Genomic DNA, 18,758 nt, shown 5'->3' on the forward strand with positions numbered 1-18,758 from the left:
GTAATATACTGTTTATTTATACAGTTATATTGTCGCTTTGACAACAGGGGGCGCGATTTTTTTAGCGTTTTACCGTCCAGTTTACGGTTTCACCGGCCAGGAAGGGGATCAGCGTATCGTCGGTGAGCGCAATCGACGCTTCAACCTGGCTTTCTTTACGCTCCAGCTCAATGAACGTGTCATTGACCGGCAGACCGTAGAAACGCGGGCCGTTAAGGGAGCAGAAGGCTTCGAAATGGTCTAACGCATTCATCTCTTCAAACACGGTTGCGTAACTTGCCAGGGCGGTCGGGGCGTTAAAGCAGCCTGCACAGCCGCAGCTCGCCTCTTTACGGTGACGGGCATGCGGGGCGGAATCCGTGCCGAGGAACGCGCGCGGGAAGCCGCTGGCGACCAGCTCACGTAGCGCCTGCTGGTGGATGTTGCGCTTGAGGATCGGCAGACAATACAGATGTGGGCGAACGCCGCCCACCAGCATGTGGTTACGGTTAAACATCAGGTGCTGCGGGGTGATGGTGGCGGCAATCAGCTCGTTTCCATCCCGGACATACTCTGCGGCATCTTTAGTCGTAATGTGTTCAAACACCACTTTCAGCCCCGGAAGACGCTGGCGCAGCGGCTCCATGACCGTTTCGATAAAACGTGCTTCGCGATCGAAAATATCAATGTCAGCGTGGGTCACTTCCCCGTGCACCAGCAGCGGCATGCCCAGTTTTTGCATACGCTCCAGAACAGGCATGATGGCGTCGATACTGGTCACCCCATGGCTGGAGTTGGTGGTGGCATTCGCCGGGTAGAGCTTCGCGGCGGTGAACACACCTTCGTTAAACCCGCGCTCAACCTCATTCGGATCCAGCGAGTCCGTCAGGTAGCAGGTCATCAATGGGGTAAAATCGTGCCCGGCCGGAACGGCGTCAAGGATACGCTGGCGATAGGCAATCGCGGCCTCGACGGTAGTGACTGGCGGAACCAGGTTAGGCATAACAATCGCACGGCAATAAATTTCGCTGGTATACGGCACGACGGTTTTCAGCATGTCGCCATCACGAAGATGGATATGCCAGTCGTCTGGGCGGCGGATTTTGAGAACCTGGGATTGTACAGTCATGGAAGCTCCGGCTTGAAAGAGATCAGTCATAAGAGGGCTGTTTTTGCCGGACACAAATCATAAGCGGAAACGTTTTCGTTTGCACACTATTCCGTTAAAAAAAACGGGCGCCTGAGCGCCCGGAGTGTTTAGTCGGTGAAAGGGATGATAATTTCACCCGGTTTCACCTCTATCCCTTTGGCATATTTTTTCGCCAGAGATTCGCCTTTGCTCTTGTCTTCGCTCAGAACATAGGCAGGCTGTTGGTTAAAGTAGTTCTGCAACGACTGGTTGAGATACGGCATCAGCGTTTGCAGCACCGGTTTCATTTTTTCCGGCGTCACAACCGCATCGACGATTTCCATCTCTTGCAGGAAAATGGCCCCTTTCTCTTTATTGAAGACCGGCAGCGCCTTGAGCTTCAGCTTGATATCCGCTTTCTGATTGCCGAAGAGCGAGGTCATATCGAGGCTGGCATCGCCGGAAAGGGTGACTTTGTTAGGCTCCTCGCGCCCAATCTGGCTGGCGAGATTCGTCAGGACGATATGCGCATCCGCAAGGCCGGGCACGCCGATATCTTTTGAAAAGTTATTATGTTTTTCCAGCGCCTGATTAATTTCCTGCTCACTGACGGTGTACTGCGTAAGCTGGTTACATCCCACCAGCAGACCACTGACAATTAACGCAGCGGCAATAACGATCTTTTTCATGGCGTTCCTCAACATAAAATCGGCGCATCTGTCCTGATACGCCAGTATGTCAGGGTGATCCAACAGAAACCAGCAGAAAAAACTGATAGTGAAAGAGGGTCAGGCGCCAGGCTCCAGCATCCCGCGGGTGCTGCGTTTATCACTGAACTGCCACCAGAGGGCAATCAGCGTCATAAAGCCGACCATGCCGAGCATGACCCACGGCAGCTCCGGCTGATGGAGCGCTTTTCCGGCATCAAACAGCCAGCCGCCACCGGTGTAACCCAGTGCACCGCCAAGCGCCAGCCCGAGACGGCTGAAGCCCATGTAGCTGCCGCGGGCCCGGGCGTCGGCAAGTGACGCGCTCAGCGTTTCACGGGCTGGCTCGGCAATGATTGAGCCAATATAGAAGGTGCAGATCAGCATAAACAGTTGCTGAAGCGAACTCACCAGGCCGATGGGCATCATGCTCAGCGTCATCAGCAACAGCCCGGCCATCAGACGGTGCTCAAGCCGGAAACGGCGCTCGCTCCAGCGGGCAATCGGATAGAGCAGCGTCAGAGAGAGGCAGGCCTCAATGGCATACATCCATTTCACCGCTGCCGGCGTGCCGGCAATATCGTTAACCATAATGGGCAGCATCAGCATGACCTGCACGGCGAGCATGTAGTAGCCGGTCAGGGTTAACACATAGGTGACGAAGCGTTTATCGCTTAGCACACGGTCAAGCCCTTCCCGCACAGGTGCTTTCACCGTTGACAGCTTCCACGCGGGCAAAAACAGACCGTTAAACAGCGCGCAGAGAATAAACAACACCGCGCCGGTGGCGCAGACCAGGCGGAAATCGTATTGCAGCAGCCAGCTTCCCAGCAGGGCGCCCACCACCGCGCCAGCGCTGTCCTGCATCATCAAAATCGAGAAGAAGCGCCCCCGGTGTTGCGGACGGATAAGCTTAACCACCAGCGCGGTACGCGGTGGGTCGAAAAGGGTGCCGCCAATCCCGGAAAGGAAACAGGAGAACCACAGCAGCCAGGGTTCATGAGCGATTGCCATGGTGGCGAATCCCGCCGCACGTAACAGCATGCCGGTGACGATCATCGGTTTCGCGCCGAAGCGGTCGGCTATTGCGCCGCCAAACACGCCCAGACCCTGTTGTACAAACTGGCGTAGACCCAGCGCGATCCCGACCATCAATGCCGCCCAGCCCATTTGATCGACAAAACGAATCGATATAAGCGGAAAAACGACAAAAAAGCCGAGCACGACCAGCATGTTATCGACGAGCAGGAAATATTTACCCAGGCTCCTGGCCTGTGATACGCGGGACATTTTCCCTCCAGGGAAAATAAAAGGTGAGCACGCTAACATTCTGCGGTGTCGCCGGGCTTTTTCCCATACCCGCTGGCGACAATATTTTTTTATCAAAAAGGTGCTTTGATAGAGAGTTCTCATCGAAAAATGTGAAAAGCGATCAAAATGGTATGTCACTGTTTTCACAGAAGGCACAGGCGCAGGTATAGTAAAGCTAACAGGCAGAGCAGAAGCGACGGGAAGGAGTGGTAACGATGTTTGGCTATCGCAGTAATGTGCCAAAAGTGCGTCTGACGACGGACAGGCTGGTCGTTCGTCTGGTGCATGAGCGTGATGCCTGGCGTCTGGCGGATTATTACGCCGAGAATCGCCAGTTTTTAAAACCCTGGGAACCCGTTCGGGACGAGAGCCACTGCTACCCCTCTGGCTGGCAGGCGCGCCTCAGTATGATTGCGGAATTTCATAAACAGGGAAGTGCGTTTTATTTCGCGCTTCTCGATCCGGAAGAGAAAGAGATCGTTGGCATTGCCAATTTTTCAAACGTGGTACGCGGGTCGTTTCACGCCTGTTACCTCGGGTACTCCATCGGTCAGAAATGGCAGGGGCAGGGGCTCATGTTTGAGGCGCTGACGGCGGCGATTCGCTACATGCAGCGCACGCAACATATCCATCGCATTATGGCCAACTACATGCCGCACAATAAGCGCAGCGGCGATCTGCTGGCCCGCCTGGGGTTTGAGAGAGAGGGCTATGCCAAAGATTATCTGCTGATTGACGGCGAGTGGCGGGACCATGTGCTCACCGCGCTCACCACGCAGGAGTGGACCGCGGGTCGTTAAGGAGAAAAAATGAAATATCAGTTAAATGGCGCCGAAGCGCGCGTGGTCGGTTGCCTTCTGGAAAAGCAGGTCACCACGCCGGAACAGTATCCTCTGTCCGTGAATGCCGTCACGATGGCCTGCAACCAGAAGACGAACCGTGAGCCGGTGATGAACCTTGGCGAGCACGAGGTGCAGGATATCCTTGATGAGCTGGTGAAGCGCCACTACCTGCGCACCGTCAGCGGCTTCGGTAATCGCGTCACTAAATATGAACAGCGCTTTTGTAATTCCGAATTTGGCGATTTAAAACTCAGCGCCGCAGAAGTGGCAGTTATCACCACGCTGCTGCTGCGCGGGGCGCAGACGCCGGGTGAACTGCGCACACGCGCCTCCCGCATGCATGAGTTTCAGGATATGCAGGACGTTGAACAGACGCTGGAGGGGCTGTCCTCACGCGAGGACGGTCCTTACGTGGTGCGTCTGCCCCGCGAGCCGGGCAAGCGTGAAAGCCGCTACATGCACCTGTTTAGCGGCGACGTTGAGCCCTCTGCGCTGGCCGTAGAATCCGACACGCCAGCATCAAACGACAGCCTGACCGCGCGCGTGGCGGCCCTGGAAGACGAGGTTGCCGGGCTGAAGCAGCGTCTGGATGCGTTACTCGCACATCTGGGAGATTAATCGTGACAACATTACGCATTGGTGTTGTGGGGCTGGGAGGGATCGCGCAAAAAGCCTGGCTGCCCGTTTTAGGCGCCGCGTCCGACTGGACGCTGCAAGGGGCGTGGTCGCCCACCCGCGAGAAAGCAGAGCGCATCTGCAAAACCTGGCGCATCCCTTATGCCGGTTCGCTACAGGATTTAGCCCGTGAATGTGATGCGGTATTTGTGCATACCTCAACCGCGACGCACTACCAGGTGGTGAGCGAGTTGCTGAACGCAGGCGTTCACGTCTGCGTGGATAAACCCCTGGCGGAAAATGTACAGGATGCTGAGCGACTGATTGAGCTGGCCGCGCGTAAAAAGCTGACGCTGATGGTCGGCTTCAACCGCCGTTTTGCGCCGCTCTATCAGCAGCTTAAAGCGCAGTCCGGCTCGTTCGCCTCTCTGCGTATGGATAAGCACCGTACCGACAGCGTGGGGCCGAACGATCTGCGCTTCACGCTGCTGGATGATTATCTCCACGTCGTGGATACGGCCCTGTGGCTGAGTAACGGAAAAGCCCAGCTGCAAAGCGGCACGCTGCTGACCAACGAGCAGGGTGAGATGGTTTACGCCGAACATCATTTTGCCGTTGAGCATTTGCAGGTGACGACCAGCATGCATCGTCGGGCGGGCAGCCAGCGCGAGTCCGTGCAGGCCGTTACGGATGGCGCGCTGTATGACGTCATCGATATGCGAGAGTGGCGGGAAGAGAAGGGCAATGGCGTGGTCGCGTTACCGGTTCCTGGCTGGCAAAGCACCCTGGAGCAGCGTGGCTTTGTGGGCTGCGCGCGTCACTTCATCACCTGCGTGCAGAATCAGACGGTTCCTGAAACGTCCGGGGAGCAGGCTATTCTGGCGCAGCGCATTGTGGAACGACTCTGGCGCGAAGCCATGTCGGAATAACGCGTTGTAACATCTGCCGATAGTAATTCGTTGAAATCCGGTTAGACTAAGCGCCGCTTGTTGGCTTTGCCGGGTGGCGCTAACGCTTGCCCGTCCTGGAAATCCGTAGGGTTGTGGAACTTCACGTTAATGAACTTATTAAAATCGCTGGCGGCCGTCAGCTCGATGACCATGTTTTCCCGCGTGCTTGGCTTTGCGCGCGATGCCATTGTGGCAAGGGTTTTTGGCGCCGGGATGGCGACTGACGCCTTTTTCGTCGCCTTTAAGCTGCCGAACCTGCTGCGCCGTATTTTTGCCGAAGGGGCCTTCTCACAGGCATTTGTCCCGATCCTCGCAGAATATAAAAGCAAACAGGGCGAAGATGCCACCCGCGTCTTTGTGGCCTACGTTTCCGGATTACTGACGCTGGCGCTGGCGATCGTGACCGTCCTGGGGATGCTGGCAGCGCCCTGGGTGATCATGGTGACGGCGCCGGGTTTTGCTGACACAGCGGATAAATTTACCCTGACCACCCAACTGCTGCGTATAACCTTCCCCTATATTCTGCTGATTTCGCTGGCGTCGCTGGTGGGTGCCATCCTGAATACCTGGAACCGCTTCTCCGTTCCGGCCTTTGCCCCCACGTTCCTCAACGTCAGCATGATTGGCTTTGCGCTGTTCGCCGCGCCGCATTTTAACCCACCGGTGCTGGCGCTGGCCTGGGCCGTGACCGTCGGCGGCGTGTTACAGCTTGCTTACCAGCTTCCGCACCTGAAAAAAATCGGCATGCTGGTTCTGCCGCGCATTAATTTCAAAGATGCGGGCGCAATGCGCGTTATCAAACAGATGGGACCGGCGATACTCGGCGTGTCCGTTAGCCAGATCTCGCTGATCATCAATACCATCTTCGCCTCTTTCCTGGTGTCGGGCTCGGTGTCCTGGATGTACTACGCCGATCGTCTGATGGAGTTTCCATCCGGGGTGCTGGGCGTGGCGCTGGGGACTATTCTGCTGCCGTCGCTGTCGAAAAGTTTCGCCAGCGGCAACCACGATGAATACTGCCGCCTGATGGACTGGGGCCTGCGTCTCTGTTTTCTGCTGGCGCTGCCAAGCGCGGTGGCGCTGGGGATCCTGGCAAAACCGCTGACGGTTTCATTGTTCCAGTATGGAAAATTCACCGCCTTTGATGCCGCCATGACCCAGCGTGCGCTCGTAGCCTACTCGGTGGGGCTGATGGGGCTGATTGTCGTGAAGGTGCTTGCGCCCGGTTTCTATTCACGTCAGGACATCAAAACGCCGGTTAAGATTGCCATTGTGACGCTGATCATGACGCAGCTGATGAACCTGGCGTTTATTGGACCGCTGAAACACGCGGGGCTGTCATTGTCGATTGGTCTGGCGGCCTGTCTGAACGCCGGGCTGCTGTACTGGCAGCTGCGCAAGCAGGATATCTTCACACCGCAGCCGGGCTGGGCAAGCTTCCTGCTGCGTCTGGCGATTGCGGTAGTGGTGATGGCGGCCGCGCTGGTTGGCATGTTGTATGTCATGCCTGAGTGGGCGCAGGGCACCATGCCTTACCGCCTGATGCGTCTGATGGCCGTGGTGGTGGTCGGTGTGGTGGCGTACTTTGCCACGCTGGCAGTGCTTGGCTTCAAAGTGAAAGAGTTCACCCGCCGCACGGTATAAACGCCAAAAGGGGAGTTCACCAGAAGGTGCTCCCCGCTTCATGACGTGCCGCTACTGCGTCAAATCGAAATCTTTTTCCCGCCCGTGATACGTGCCGTGGCCGTCTGACCATCCGCACCGTACAGCCCCGGCTCTTTATAGGGCTTTAACACCTCAAGCGCCTGCTGATTACGGATAATCTGACCTTCCAGCAGCCAGCCGTTATGCTGGTTGAGATCGCGAAGATGCTGGGTTTTTTCTGTAATGGTCTGCCAGCGTTCATTGATCTCATCATTGGCGCTGCGTTTCGCGTCTTGCTCAGCGCGTCGCTGTTTTTCCAGATAATCCAGGGTCGCCAGCAGCGAGCTTTTATCTTCAGTTATGCGTTGCAACGCGCTGCCGTTGATTTGACCAGAAGAGAGGTGGTGCTGTTCTGCATCCATCACCGTTTTCAGGTCGTTCAGGACCACCGTCATCTGATCCAGTATTTCTGACAGTCGACTCATACGGTTAGTTACTCTGGAGGAAACTCTGTGCGTCCTGAATCAGCGCATCAGCGATTTTGCTGGTATCCATTTTCAGTTCGCCGTTACGGATAGCCGTTTTCAGCGCTTCAACACGTTCCATGTTGATATCGCTGCTGCCTGGCTGCATCAGCTTCGACTGGGCATCGCTCAGCGTGACGCTGGTGCTGTTAGCCGTCGACGTTTTTTCCAGACGCGTTTTTTGCGGGGCAGCCTCATTCGTTTCGCGAGGTTGTACAGTGCTAACCGGCTTCAGGGCTGATGTACGATCAATGCTCATAGTGTTGTCCTCATCGAGGGTTCGCGGCGTTTGCGCCTGACATCATCATTTGTTGAATATTTATCGGCAGTCGCCGCGAAATCTTTAAAAAGATTACAGGTTAATCAGAATATTCCCATCAGGACCGACCGTGCCGCTGACCACCTGGCCTGAGGACATTCTGACCCGGGCATTTTGCGCCACTGCGGCATTATTCAGCGCTTTTCCTTCACTGTTGATACTAAAGCCTTCGCCATTGGCGACCACCATCACCTGTTGACCCGCTTTCACCCGCCACGCCTGGCGCAGCATGGATAGCTGTATCGCCTGTCCAGGGGCGACATCGCGCAGGCTGACCGCCTCCTGAGCCTGGTTGATATCCAGCATCGTCCGCGGTGGAAGCTGATCCAGACGGCCTCGCTTCAGCGTTACGCTGTCAGGTTGCAGCAGGCTGCCCCGGGGAATGGGAACGGCGGCGACAACATAATTGCCCGTCGCCTGAACCGCAACCTGTAAGTAGCGTTTTTCATTGGCGCAACGCGCCAGCACGTTCACGTTGCCCCATAAGCGGGTGCTGCCGGTCACGCTAAATGACGGGGCTTCGCAGGAAGGGTAAAGGTTAGGCGGGGTGCGCACGGTCACGCGTACGTCATCGCTGAAACCGGCCAGCTTCTGCGCAAAGAATGCATTGAGCTGGTCCTCTAACCCCTCAGCCTGCACCAGAGGGCTTAAAAGCAGTAGGGTCGCCGCCAGGCCACGTTTAAAAGTCCGCATCGCACGTTCCACCATGTCCAGAATTTAGCAAATTCTACCCGCAGTGGTTTTCCATCAACGCAACAAATAGCGACGCATTTTGCGCTTATTCCGTCGATAGGGGAGACGGGGTGAGATTTAAGCTGTGAACTGAAATTTTCTCATCAGCGGAGGAGACATGCTCGATAAACTCGACGCCGCGTTACGTTTTCAGCAGGAAGCGCTCAATTTACGCGCCCAGCGGCAGGAGATTTTAGCCGCCAATATCGCCAACGCGGATACCCCCGGGTATCAGGCGCGCGATATTGATTTTTCCAGTGAACTCAAAAAAGTGATGGAGCGTGGACGTGCCGAAGGAACGGGTGTCTCACTGGCCCTGACATCCTCACGTCATATTCCCGCTCAGGCGATGACCGCGCCAACGACCGACCTGCTTTACCGTATTCCCGATCAGCCCTCGCTTGATGGTAACACCGTCGACATGGACCGGGAGCGCACACAGTTTGCCGATAACAGCCTGCAATACCAGACAGGTCTGACGCTACTCGGCGGGCAAATTAAAGGCATGATGACCGTCCTACAGGGGGGCAATTAGTAAATGGCCTTGCTGAATATTTTTGATATCGCCGGTTCGGCATTAACGGCGCAGTCCAAACGACTGAACGTGGCCGCCAGTAACCTGGCCAACGCCGACAGCGTGACCGGCCCTGACGGGCAACCGTATCGCGCTAAACAGGTTGTCTTCCAGGTTGATGCTGCACCGGGTGCGGCAACGGGCGGCGTAAAAGTGGCGGACGTGGTTGAGAGCCAGGCACCCGACAAGCTGGTTTACGAGCCTGGCAACCCGCTCGCGGATGCCAGCGGCTACGTGAAAATGCCGAACGTGGATGTGGTCGGGGAGATGGTGAACTCCATGTCCGCGTCGCGCAGCTACCAGGCAAACGTCGAAGTGCTTAATACCGTGAAGAGCATGATGCTCAAAACACTCACTCTCGGCCAGTAAAGGAGACACGCATGTCCATCGCCGTAAACGTGAATGACCCGACAAATACCGGCGTCAACAGCACCAGCAGTGCGACCGGTTCCAGCTCTCTCACCGGGAGCAATGCCTCCGATTTACAGAGCAGCTTTCTGACCCTGCTGGTGGCGCAGCTGAAAAATCAGGACCCGACCAATCCGATGCAGAACAACGAACTGACCACGCAGCTTGCGCAGATCAGTACCGTCAGCGGCATTGAGAAACTGAACACCACGCTCGGCTCGGTCTCCGGTCAAATCGATAACAGCCAGTCCTTGCAGGCCGCCAACCTGATCGGTCACGGGGTGATGATCCCGGGGACCACGATTCTGGCGGGCACCAGCACTACCGATGGCACGTCTACCACCACCACGACGCCGTTTGGCGTTGAGTTGCAGCAGCCGGCCGACAAAGTCACCGCCACAATCAAAGACGCCAGCGGCAACGTGGTGCGCACGATTGAGATTGGCGAGCTTAAAGCGGGCGTTCATACCTTTACCTGGGATGGCAGCCTGACCGACGGCACTAAAGCGCCTAACGGCTCGTATCAGGTTGCGATTAGCGCCAGCAACGGCACCACTCAGCTGGTGGCTCAGCCGCTACAGTTTGCCCTGGTTCAGGGCGTCATCAAAGGTAGCGATGGTAACAAACTGGATTTGGGTACCTCCGGTTCCACCACACTCGACGAAGTTCGGCAGATTATCTAAGCCTTCATACTTATCAGGAGTAAGTCATGGCCTTTTCTCAAGCGGTCAGCGGCCTGAATGCTGCGGCCACCAACCTGGACGTCATTGGCAACAACATCGCCAACTCCGCGACCTATGGTTTTAAATCCGGTTCTGCGTCTTTTGCAGATATGTTTGCAGGCTCTAAAGTGGGCCTGGGCGTGAAGGTGGCGGGTATCACCCAGGACTTCACCGACGGGACGACCACCAACACCGGTCGCGGTCTGGACGTCGCCATCAGCCAGAACGGTTTCTTCCGTATGGTGGATGCCAACGGTTCCGTGTTCTACAGCCGCAACGGCCAGTTCAAGCTGGATGAAAACCGTAACCTGGTGAACATGCAGGGGCTTCAGTTAACCGGTTATCCGGTTGCCGGCACGCCTCCTACGGTGCAAACCGGTGCGAATCCGCAGGCGATCTCCATCCCAACGACGCTGATGGCGGCGAAGTCCACCACCACGGCCTCTCAGCAGATCAACCTGAACTCCACCGATACCGCGCCAACCGTCGCCTTCGATCCGTCCAACCCTGACTCTTACAACAAGAAAGGCACCGTGACGGTGTTTGACAGTCAGGGTAATGCGCACAACATGAACCTGTTTTATGTCAAAAACGAGACGCCAGCTAACTCCTGGAAGGTGTATTCGCAGGACGGCAGCGTAGCGGGAGATGCAGCGAAACTGGCAACCACGCTGACCTTTAACGAGAGTGGTGTGCTGACGGGTGGCGATGATATCAAGATCACAACGGGCACCGTTCCGGGCGCGACGCCAGCCACGTTTGACATGAGTTTCGCCAACTCCATGCAGCAAAACACCGGTGCGAACAACATCGTGGCGACGAGCCAGAACGGCTATAAGCCGGGCGATCTGGTGAGCTACCAGATCAACGATGACGGTACCGTTGTCGGTAACTATTCGAACGAACAGACCCAGGTGCTGGGCCAGATCGTGCTGGCAAACTTCGCCAACAACGAAGGCCTGAAATCCGAAGGGGATAACGTCTGGTCTGCCACGCAGTCTTCCGGGGTTGCCCTGCTGGGAACCGCGGGTTCCGGTAACTTCGGCACGCTGACTAACGGTGCGCTGGAAGCCTCCAACGTCGATCTGAGTAAAGAGCTGGTGAACATGATCGTCGCGCAACGTAACTACCAGTCCAACGCGCAGACCATCAAAACCCAGGATCAGATCCTCAACACGCTGGTTAACCTGCGTTAAGCAGCTGACGGGAAAGCGCAATGGATCACGCAATATATACAGCGATGGGCGCAGCAAGCCAGACGCTCAATCAGCAAGCTGTTACCGCCAGCAACCTTGCGAACGCTTCCACGCCAGGTTTTCGTGCGCAGCTCAACGCGCTGCGTGCGGTGCCGGTAGAAGGGCTGTCATTGCCCACGCGTACGCTGGTCACCGCCTCCACGCCGGGCGCCGACATGACGCCAGGTCAGATGGATTACACCGCGCGTCCGCTGGACGTTGCCCTTCAGCAGGACGGCTGGCTGGCGGTGCAAACGGCTGACGGCGGGGAAGGGTATACCCGCAACGGTAATATCCAGGTGAGCGCCACCGGGCAGCTGACGATTCAGGGGCATCCGGTGATGGGCGAAGCCGGTCCGTTGACGGTGCCGGAAGGGTCAGAGCTGACCATTGCGGCAGACGGGACGATCTCGGCGTTAAACCCGGGCGACCCGGCGAACACCGTTGCGCCTGTCGGTCGTCTGAAGCTGGTGAAAGCGGAAGGCAACGAAGTGCAGCGTGGCGATGACGGGATGTTCCGTCTGACCCAGGCGGCGCAGGCCACGCGTGGCGCCACGTTACAGGCCGACCCGACCATCCGCGTGATGTCCGGCGTGCTGGAAGGCAGTAACGTCAAACCGGTGGAAGCCATGACCGACATGATCGCCAGCGCCCGCCGCTTCGAAATGCAGATGAAAATCATCAGCAGCGTCGATGAAAACGCAGGCAAGGCTAACCAACTTCTGGCTATGAGTTAACAGGACTCCCTATGATCAGTTCTTTATGGATCGCGAAAACCGGTCTGGACGCACAGCAAACCAATATGGATGTGATTGCCAACAACCTGGCAAACGTCAGCACCAATGGTTTCAAGCGCCAGCGTGCGGTTTTCGAAGATTTGCTTTATCAAACGATTCGTCAGCCAGGGGCGCAGTCTTCTGAGCAAACCACGCTGCCGTCCGGTCTGCAAATTGGTACCGGCGTGCGCCCGGTCGCCACCGAGCGTCTGCACAGCCAGGGCAACCTGTCCCAGACCAACAACAGTAAAGACGTTGCCATTAAAGGTCAGGGTTTCTTCCAGGTGCAGCTGCCTGACGGGACCTCCGCCTATACCCGCGATGGTTCGTTCCAGGTGGATCAGAACGGCCAGCTGGTGACGGCGGGCGGTTTCCAGGTTCAGCCTGCGATCACCATCCCGGCGAACGCGCTGAGTATCACCATTGGTCGTGACGGCATCGTCAGCGTCACTCAGCAGGGTCAGGCCGCGCCGGTCCAGGTTGGACAGCTCAACCTGACCACCTTCATGAACGATACCGGACTGGAAAGCATCGGCGAGAACCTCTACACCGAAACGCAGTCTTCCGGCACGCCAAATGAAAGTACCCCGGGCCTGAACGGGGCGGGGCTGCTGTATCAGGGGTATGTGGAAACCTCGAACGTTAACGTGGCGGAAGAGCTGGTGAATATGATCCAGGTCCAGCGCGCCTATGAAATTAACAGTAAAGCAGTGTCGACGACCGACCAGATGCTGCAAAAACTGACGCAACTCTAAGGTGTAGCCCGGTGCGGTAAACGTCGCACCGGCTCCCTGTTTTCGAAGATGAAGGCAATGCAAAAAAACGCGGCGTTTCGTTATCCGATCCTGACTGTTCTGGCCGTCACCCTCAGCGGGTGTGCCTGGATCCCGTCTAAACCATTGGTACAGGGTGCGACTACCGCCCAACCCGTTCCCGGCCCCGCGCCGGTGGTGAACGGCTCTATTTTCCAGACCGCGCAGCCGATTAACTACGGTTATCAGCCGCTGTTTGAAGACCGTCGTCCGCGTAACGTTGGCGATACGCTGACCATTGTGTTGCAGGAAAACGTCAGTGCGAGTAAGAGTTCGTCGGCGAACGCCAGCCGCGACGGCAAAACCAATTTTGGCTTCGACACCGTGCCGCGCTATCTGCAAGGGCTGTTCGGCAACGCCCGTGCGGATGTGGAAGCCTCCGGCGGCAACACCTTTAACGGTAAAGGTGGTGCGAACGCCAGCAACACCTTCAGCGGAACGCTGACGGTTACGGTTGACCAGGTTCTGGTGAACGGCAACCTGCACGTGGTGGGCGAAAAACAGATCGCCATTAACCAGGGTACGGAATTCATTCGCTTCTCCGGTGTGGTTAACCCTCGCACCATCAGCGGCACCAACACCGTACCGTCCACCCAGGTGGCGGATGCGCGCATTGAGTACGTCGGCAACGGCTACATCAACGAAGCGCAAAATATGGGCTGGCTGCAACGCTTCTTCCTTAACTTATCGCCGATGTAAGCGAGGTGACCTATGTATAAATTTCTCTTCGCCGTGGCGCTGTCGCTGGTCGCTACCGTTGCGCAGGCCGATCGCATACGCGATCTCACCAGCGTGCAGGGCGTGCGCGAAAACTCCCTGATTGGCTATGGCCTGGTGGTGGGGCTGGATGGGACGGGTGACCAGACGACCCAGACGCCGTTCACCACCCAGAGCCTGAACAATATGCTCTCGCAGCTCGGTATTACCGTACCGGCCGGGACCAACATGCAGCTGAAAAACGTGGCGGCCGTGATGGTGACCGCGTCTTATCCGGCCTTTGCGCGTCAGGGGCAGACCATCGACGTGGTTGTCTCGTCGATGGGTAACGCCAAAAGCCTGCGCGGCGGTACGTTGCTGATGACGCCGCTGAAAGGCGTCGACAGCCAGGTGTATGCTCTGGCGCAGGGCAACATTCTGGTTGGCGGAGCAGGCGCGTCGGCGGGCGGCAGCAGCGTGCAGGTGAACCAGCTGAACGGGGGACGTATTACCAACGGCGCGATCATCGAACGTGAGCTGCCGACCCAGTTCGGCACCGGCAACACCATTAACCTGCAACTGAATAACGAAGACTTTACGATGGCGCAGCAGATCGCTGACACCATCAACCGCAGCCGGGGCTACGGCAGCGCCACCGCGCTGGATGCCCGTACCGTACAGATCCGCACGTCAACCGGCAGCAGCAACCAGGTGCGGTTGCTGGCCGATATCCAGAATATGGAAGTGAACGTGCCGGTGCAGGATGCGAAAGTCATTATCAACTCCCGTACCGGCTCGGTGGTGATGAACCGCGAAGTGACGCTGGACAGCTGCGCCGTGGCGCAGGGCAATCTCTCCGTCACGGTTAACCGCTCGGCCAACGTCAGCCAGCCGGATACCCCGTTTGGTGGCGGTCAGACGGTAGTGACCCCGCAAACGCAGATTGATTTGCGACAGAGCGGCGGTTCGTTGCAGAGCGTGCGCTCCAGCGCCAACCTGAACAGCGTGGTGCGTGCTCTGAATGCGCTGGGTGCAACGCCAATGGATCTGATGTCCATTCTGCAATCCATGCAAAGTGCAGGCTGCCTGCGCGCCAGACTGGAAATCATCTAAGTGCTGACCGATAGCAAACTGTTGACCAGTGCCGCCTGGGATGCCCAGTCGCTCAACGAGCTGAAAACCAAAGCGGGCAAGGATCCGGCGGCGAATATCCGCCCGGTGGCCCGTCAGGTGGAAGGCATGTTCGTACAAATGATGTTGAAAAGCATGCGTGAAACCCTGCCGAAAGATGGCATGTTCAGCAGCGATTCCACGCGGCTTTACACCAGCATGTACGATCAGCAGATTGCCCAGCAAATGACCGCCGGAAAGGGGCTCGGCCTGGCGGACATGATTGTGAAGCAGACCGCAGCCGCTCAGGGGCTCCCGCCTGAAGAGGCCCCGCCGCAGGTGCCGCTGAAGTTTGATCTGGAAAAGGTGACCAGTTATCAAAATCAGGCGCTGACGCAGATGGTGCGTAAGGCGATGCCGAAGCCGGCAGAAACGCGTGACGAGCCGCTCTCCGGCGACAGCAAAGACTTCCTGGCGCAGCTCTCCCTGCCGGCGCGTCTTGCCAGTGAAGAGAGCGGCGTGCCGCACCATCTGATTCTGGCGCAGGCGGCGCTGGAGTCGGGCTGGGGGCAACGTCAGATCCGCAGGGAGAACGGTGAGCCGAGCTTCAACATCTTTGGCGTGAAGGCCACCTCCAGCTGGAAGGGGCCGACCACGGAAATCACCACCACCGAATATGAGAACGGTGCGGCAGTGAAGGTGAAAGCCAAATTCCGCGTCTATAGCTCGTATCTGGAAGCGTTGTCGGATTATGTCGGGCTGCTGAGCCGGAATCCGCGCTACACCGCCGTGACCCAGGCCGCCACGCCAGAGCAGGGCGCTCAGGCATTGCAGAATGCTGGCTACGCGACCGATCCAAATTATGCGCGCAAGCTGACCAGCATGATCCAGCAGCTGAAATCCATGTCTGAGAAGGTCAGCAAAGCGTATAGCACAGATCTCGAAAATCTGTTCTGAAAGTTCTCAAGTCCCGGTGGAGGTTGCCGATAACCTTCATCAGGACTCGTGTCTGAACGTATAAAAGGAACCCCCATGTCCAGTTTGATTAACAGCGCCATGAGTGGCCTCAGTGCTGCGCAGTCGGCACTCAATACCGTCAGTAATAATATTTCAAGCTACAACGTGGCAGGTTATACCCGCCAGAGCACCATTCTGGGGGCATCAAACAGCACCCTGACCGGCGGTGGCTGGGTGGGTAACGGGGTCTATGTCTCCGGTGTTCAGCGTGAATATGATGCGTTTATCACCAACCAGCTGCGCGCGGCGCAGAACCAGAGCAGTGGGCTGACCACGCGCTACCAGCAGATGTCAAAAATTGACGACGTGCTTTCTGATACCACGAACTCGCTTTCTGCCAACCTCCAGGATTTCTTTAAAAGCCTGCAAACGCTGGTGAGTAACGCAGAAGATCCGGCTGCACGCCAGACGGTACTCGGGAAGGCGGATGGTCTGGTAAACCAGTTTAAAACCAACGATCAATATCTCCGCGATCAGGATGCGCAGGTCAATACGGCGATTTCTACCAGCGTCGATCAGATCAATAACTACGCGAAACAGATTGCCAATCTTAACGATCAGATCTCCCGGCTGACTGGCGTCGGTGCGGGCGCATCCCCGAATGAACTGCTCGATCAGCGCGATCAGCTGGTGAGTGAACTGAACAAGATTGTCGGTGTGGACGTCACCGTACAGGACAGCGGCACCTACAACATCTCTATCGCCAATGGTTACACACTGGTACAGGGCAGCAACGCCAGCCAGCTGGCGGCGGTGAAATCCAGTGCGGACCCAGCGCGTACAACAATTGCGTATGTGGATACCGCAGCGGGCAACGTGGAGATCTCAGAAAAACAGATCACCACGGGGTCGCTTGGGGGGTTGTTAACGTTCCGTTCTCAGGATCTGGATCAGGCGCGAAACACCCTTAACCAGATGGCGCTGGCGTTTGCGGATGCCATGAATACCCAGCACCAGGCTGGCTTTGATGCCAACGGGGATGCAGGCGGCAAGCTGTTTGATTTTGGCTCGCCGGCAGTGCTGAGTAACGGTAAAAACACCGGAAGCGCGTCCGTTACGGCCACGATGACGGACAGTACAAAGGTTCAGGCGACAAACTATAAAGTTGAGTACAACGGTACTGACTGGACAATCACGCGTCTGTCGGACAACACCAGCTTCACGGCCAAGCCTGACGCCAGCGGTAATCTGTCGTTTGATGGTCTCAACGTTAAGATTAGCGGCTCAGCCGATAATAAAGACAGTTTCATCGTCAAACCGGTGAATGACGTCATTGTGAATATGGACGTAGCGATCAGCGACGAATCCAAACTGGCGATGGCCTCCGCGAAAGGAAGCGGCGAAAGCGACAATACCAATGGCCAGAAGCTGCTGGATTTACAGAGCGCCAAATTGGTGGGAGGGAACAAAACCTTTAACGATGCTTATGCCGCGCTGGTCAGTACGGTGGGCAGCACCACGGCGTCGCTGAAAACCAGCAGCGAAACCAAAGTTAACGTGGTGACGCAGCTGACCAAACAACAGCAGTCAATCTCCGGGGTTAACCTGGATGAAGAGTATGGCAACCTGCAACGCTATCAGCAGTACTATCTGGCGAATGCGCAGGTGCTGCAAACGGCGAGCACGCTGTTTGATGCATTGATCAATATCCGCTAAGGCTGAGGCATAAAAAATGCGTATTAGTACTCAAATGATGTATGAGCAAAGCATGCGCGGCGTGACGAACTCCCAAAGTCTCTGGCTCAGCTACGGCGAGCAGATGTCTACGGGGAAGCGCATCAACCGTCCGTCTGACGATCCGATTGCCGCCTCGCAGGCCGTTGTGCTCTCTCAGGCCCAAACGCAAAACAGCCAGTATGCGCTGGCACGTTCTTTCGCTACGACGAAAGTCTCGCTGGAAGAGAACGTGTTATCGCAAGTGACAACCGCCATCCAGGCTGCTCAGGAAAAGATTGTCAATGCGGGCAACGGTACGTTAAGTGACGATGACCGCGCTTCGCTGGCCACAAACCTGCAAGGTATTCGCGATCAGCTCATGAACCTGGCTAACAGCACGGACGGTAACGGTCGCTATATTTTTTCCGGTTACAAGACCGAAGCGGCGGCTTTCGACCAGGCTACGGGTGATTATAAGGGCGGCGGAACGCCAATCAGCCAGCAGGTTGACTCCGCGCGCACGATGCAAATTAGCCATACGGGCACTGAAGTTTTCGATAGCTTCACCAGCAATGCGAAGCCAGAGCCAGATGGTAGTGCGCCGGAAACGAATTTGTTCAAGATCCTTGACTCCGCAATTGAAGCGCTGAATACGCCGATTGGGGAGGATGAAACGAAAGCCGAGGCGTTTACGGCGGCTATTGATAAAGCCAACCGTGGCCTGAGCAACTCCCTCAACAACGTGCTGACCGTGCGCGCCGACCTCGGCATCAAGCTGGATGAACTGGGCAAGCTGGATGCTCTGGGTGAAGACCGCGCGCTGGGTCAGACGCAGCAGATGAGTAACCTGGTTGACGTGGACTGGAACTCGGTGATTTCGTCCTACACCATGCAGCAGGCGGCGTTGCAGGCCTCGTATAAAGCCTTTAGCGATATGCAGGGTATGTCTTTGTTCCAGATGAACAAATAAGACTCTGACCTGTTTGACATGTCTTGAAAC

Annotated in this window: 21 protein-coding genes; 15 read left to right on the forward strand and 6 right to left on the reverse strand. The window is 56.8% G+C overall.

Annotation, left to right across the window (positions count from 1 at the left end):
- Positions 1-61 precede the first annotated feature (61 nt).
- The 3 genes from pyrC to mdtH form a co-directional block, all read right to left on the reverse strand.
- Positions 62-1,108 carry a dihydroorotase gene (gene pyrC, locus RS584_RS08125; protein ID WP_315749299.1) on the reverse strand — a complete coding sequence of 349 codons (1,047 nt, stop codon included), beginning with the start codon at positions 1,106-1,108 and terminating at the stop codon, positions 62-64.
- Positions 1,109-1,236: 128 nt separating this feature from the next.
- Complete coding sequence (locus RS584_RS08130; RefSeq protein ID WP_017384739.1) at positions 1,237-1,797, reverse strand: lipoprotein; 561 nt, start codon at positions 1,795-1,797, stop codon at positions 1,237-1,239.
- Between the two features lie 99 nt (positions 1,798-1,896).
- Complete coding sequence (gene mdtH, locus RS584_RS08135; protein ID WP_003858008.1) at positions 1,897-3,105, reverse strand: multidrug efflux MFS transporter MdtH; 1,209 nt, start codon at positions 3,103-3,105, stop codon at positions 1,897-1,899.
- Between the two features lie 236 nt (positions 3,106-3,341).
- Between mdtH and rimJ the strand changes: the two genes are divergently transcribed.
- From rimJ to murJ, 4 genes are all read left to right on the forward strand, one after another.
- Entirely contained in the window at positions 3,342-3,926 is a 585-nt protein-coding gene (gene rimJ / locus RS584_RS08140; RefSeq protein ID WP_214604586.1) for a ribosomal protein S5-alanine N-acetyltransferase, read from the forward strand.
- A gap of 9 nt (positions 3,927-3,935) precedes the next feature.
- Positions 3,936-4,586: a YceH family protein gene (locus RS584_RS08145; RefSeq protein WP_063931410.1), complete on the forward strand. Its 651-nt coding sequence runs from the start codon at positions 3,936-3,938 to the stop codon at positions 4,584-4,586.
- A 2-nt stretch (positions 4,587-4,588) separates the two neighbouring features.
- Positions 4,589-5,512, forward strand: a complete 924-nt coding sequence (locus RS584_RS08150) for a Gfo/Idh/MocA family protein (RefSeq protein ID WP_063931409.1) — start codon at positions 4,589-4,591, stop codon at positions 5,510-5,512.
- A 129-nt stretch (positions 5,513-5,641) separates the two neighbouring features.
- The gene (gene murJ, locus RS584_RS08155; RefSeq protein ID WP_023303424.1) at positions 5,642-7,177 is read left to right on the forward strand and encodes a murein biosynthesis integral membrane protein MurJ; all 1,536 of its coding nucleotides are present in this window, start codon (positions 5,642-5,644) and stop codon (positions 7,175-7,177) included.
- A 59-nt stretch (positions 7,178-7,236) separates the two neighbouring features.
- On the opposite strand, the gene flgN is transcribed toward murJ, so the two are convergent.
- The 3 genes from flgN to flgA all read right to left on the reverse strand — a co-directional run bounded on the left by flgN (position 7,237) and on the right by flgA (position 8,713).
- Positions 7,237-7,662: a flagella biosynthesis chaperone FlgN gene (gene flgN, locus RS584_RS08160; protein WP_003858003.1), complete on the reverse strand. Its 426-nt coding sequence runs from the start codon at positions 7,660-7,662 to the stop codon at positions 7,237-7,239.
- A 4-nt stretch (positions 7,663-7,666) separates the two neighbouring features.
- Entirely contained in the window at positions 7,667-7,960 is a 294-nt protein-coding gene (gene flgM / locus RS584_RS08165; RefSeq protein WP_003858002.1) for a flagellar biosynthesis anti-sigma factor FlgM, read from the reverse strand.
- A 93-nt stretch (positions 7,961-8,053) separates the two neighbouring features.
- Positions 8,054-8,713, reverse strand: coding sequence for a flagellar basal body P-ring formation chaperone FlgA (flgA, locus tag RS584_RS08170; RefSeq protein WP_023296301.1), 660 nt, complete (start codon positions 8,711-8,713; stop codon positions 8,054-8,056).
- Between the two features lie 157 nt (positions 8,714-8,870).
- Here flgA and flgB point away from each other — a divergent pair, with 157 nt between their 5' ends.
- The 11 genes from flgB (at position 8,871) to flgL (ending at position 18,728) form a co-directional block, all read left to right on the forward strand.
- Entirely contained in the window at positions 8,871-9,287 is a 417-nt protein-coding gene (flgB, locus tag RS584_RS08175; RefSeq protein ID WP_003857999.1) for a flagellar basal body rod protein FlgB, read from the forward strand.
- A gap of 3 nt (positions 9,288-9,290) precedes the next feature.
- Entirely contained in the window at positions 9,291-9,695 is a 405-nt protein-coding gene (flgC, locus tag RS584_RS08180; protein WP_003857997.1) for a flagellar basal body rod protein FlgC, read from the forward strand.
- A gap of 11 nt (positions 9,696-9,706) precedes the next feature.
- A complete protein-coding gene (gene flgD / locus RS584_RS08185) occupies positions 9,707-10,417 on the forward strand; it encodes a flagellar hook assembly protein FlgD (RefSeq protein WP_315749304.1) in 711 nt (236 codons plus the stop codon).
- A 26-nt stretch (positions 10,418-10,443) separates the two neighbouring features.
- Positions 10,444-11,652: a flagellar hook protein FlgE gene (gene flgE / locus RS584_RS08190; protein WP_015570832.1), complete on the forward strand. Its 1,209-nt coding sequence runs from the start codon at positions 10,444-10,446 to the stop codon at positions 11,650-11,652.
- A gap of 20 nt (positions 11,653-11,672) precedes the next feature.
- Positions 11,673-12,428 carry a flagellar basal body rod protein FlgF gene (locus tag RS584_RS08195; RefSeq protein WP_003857990.1) on the forward strand — a complete coding sequence of 252 codons (756 nt, stop codon included), beginning with the start codon at positions 11,673-11,675 and terminating at the stop codon, positions 12,426-12,428.
- A gap of 11 nt (positions 12,429-12,439) precedes the next feature.
- Positions 12,440-13,222, forward strand: coding sequence for a flagellar basal-body rod protein FlgG (flgG, locus tag RS584_RS08200; protein ID WP_000625853.1), 783 nt, complete (start codon positions 12,440-12,442; stop codon positions 13,220-13,222).
- Between the two features lie 57 nt (positions 13,223-13,279).
- Entirely contained in the window at positions 13,280-13,978 is a 699-nt protein-coding gene (gene flgH, locus RS584_RS08205; RefSeq protein ID WP_003857987.1) for a flagellar basal body L-ring protein FlgH, read from the forward strand.
- 12 nt (positions 13,979-13,990) lie between these two features.
- Complete coding sequence (locus tag RS584_RS08210) at positions 13,991-15,088, forward strand: flagellar basal body P-ring protein FlgI (RefSeq protein WP_017384733.1); 1,098 nt, start codon at positions 13,991-13,993, stop codon at positions 15,086-15,088.
- On the forward strand, positions 15,089-16,042 hold the full coding sequence (gene flgJ, locus RS584_RS08215; RefSeq protein ID WP_017384732.1) for a flagellar assembly peptidoglycan hydrolase FlgJ: 954 nt from the start codon (positions 15,089-15,091) through the stop codon (positions 16,040-16,042). It begins immediately after the preceding gene.
- A 75-nt stretch (positions 16,043-16,117) separates the two neighbouring features.
- Positions 16,118-17,758, forward strand: coding sequence for a flagellar hook-associated protein FlgK (flgK, locus tag RS584_RS08220; RefSeq protein ID WP_032104082.1), 1,641 nt, complete (start codon positions 16,118-16,120; stop codon positions 17,756-17,758).
- 16 nt (positions 17,759-17,774) lie between these two features.
- On the forward strand, positions 17,775-18,728 hold the full coding sequence (gene flgL, locus RS584_RS08225; RefSeq protein ID WP_017384730.1) for a flagellar hook-associated protein FlgL: 954 nt from the start codon (positions 17,775-17,777) through the stop codon (positions 18,726-18,728).
- Positions 18,729-18,758 lie beyond the last annotated feature (30 nt).

The organism is Enterobacter sp. DTU_2021_1002640_1_SI_PRY_ASU_LCPMC_013 (assembly GCF_032389435.1).
Taxonomy (GTDB): domain Bacteria; phylum Pseudomonadota; class Gammaproteobacteria; order Enterobacterales; family Enterobacteriaceae; genus Enterobacter; species Enterobacter hormaechei_C.

What these genes read in the sequence shown, in the direction of transcription:
- flgC (WP_003857997.1), top strand. Translation starts at nt 9,291, where the DNA reads ATGGCCTTGCTGAATATTTTTGATATCGCCGGTTCGGCATTAACGGCG.
- murJ (WP_023303424.1), top strand. Translation starts at nt 5,642, where the DNA reads ATGAACTTATTAAAATCGCTGGCGGCCGTCAGCTCGATGACCATGTTT.
- flgG (WP_000625853.1), top strand. Translation starts at nt 12,440, where the DNA reads ATGATCAGTTCTTTATGGATCGCGAAAACCGGTCTGGACGCACAGCAA.
- RS584_RS08130 (WP_017384739.1), bottom strand. Translation starts at nt 1,797, where the DNA reads ATGAAAAAGATCGTTATTGCCGCTGCGTTAATTGTCAGTGGTCTGCTG.
- flgD (WP_315749304.1), top strand. Translation starts at nt 9,707, where the DNA reads ATGTCCATCGCCGTAAACGTGAATGACCCGACAAATACCGGCGTCAAC.
- RS584_RS08145 (WP_063931410.1), top strand. Translation starts at nt 3,936, where the DNA reads ATGAAATATCAGTTAAATGGCGCCGAAGCGCGCGTGGTCGGTTGCCTT.
- flgB (WP_003857999.1), top strand. Translation starts at nt 8,871, where the DNA reads ATGCTCGATAAACTCGACGCCGCGTTACGTTTTCAGCAGGAAGCGCTC.
- flgM (WP_003858002.1), bottom strand. Translation starts at nt 7,960, where the DNA reads ATGAGCATTGATCGTACATCAGCCCTGAAGCCGGTTAGCACTGTACAA.
- flgE (WP_015570832.1), top strand. Translation starts at nt 10,444, where the DNA reads ATGGCCTTTTCTCAAGCGGTCAGCGGCCTGAATGCTGCGGCCACCAAC.
- flgA (WP_023296301.1), bottom strand. Translation starts at nt 8,713, where the DNA reads ATGCGGACTTTTAAACGTGGCCTGGCGGCGACCCTACTGCTTTTAAGC.
- pyrC (WP_315749299.1), bottom strand. Translation starts at nt 1,108, where the DNA reads ATGACTGTACAATCCCAGGTTCTCAAAATCCGCCGCCCAGACGACTGG.
- mdtH (WP_003858008.1), bottom strand. Translation starts at nt 3,105, where the DNA reads ATGTCCCGCGTATCACAGGCCAGGAGCCTGGGTAAATATTTCCTGCTC.
- flgH (WP_003857987.1), top strand. Translation starts at nt 13,280, where the DNA reads ATGCAAAAAAACGCGGCGTTTCGTTATCCGATCCTGACTGTTCTGGCC.
- flgN (WP_003858003.1), bottom strand. Translation starts at nt 7,662, where the DNA reads ATGAGTCGACTGTCAGAAATACTGGATCAGATGACGGTGGTCCTGAAC.
- rimJ (WP_214604586.1), top strand. Translation starts at nt 3,342, where the DNA reads ATGTTTGGCTATCGCAGTAATGTGCCAAAAGTGCGTCTGACGACGGAC.
- flgL (WP_017384730.1), top strand. Translation starts at nt 17,775, where the DNA reads ATGCGTATTAGTACTCAAATGATGTATGAGCAAAGCATGCGCGGCGTG.
- flgK (WP_032104082.1), top strand. Translation starts at nt 16,118, where the DNA reads ATGTCCAGTTTGATTAACAGCGCCATGAGTGGCCTCAGTGCTGCGCAG.
- RS584_RS08195 (WP_003857990.1), top strand. Translation starts at nt 11,673, where the DNA reads ATGGATCACGCAATATATACAGCGATGGGCGCAGCAAGCCAGACGCTC.
- RS584_RS08210 (WP_017384733.1), top strand. Translation starts at nt 13,991, where the DNA reads ATGTATAAATTTCTCTTCGCCGTGGCGCTGTCGCTGGTCGCTACCGTT.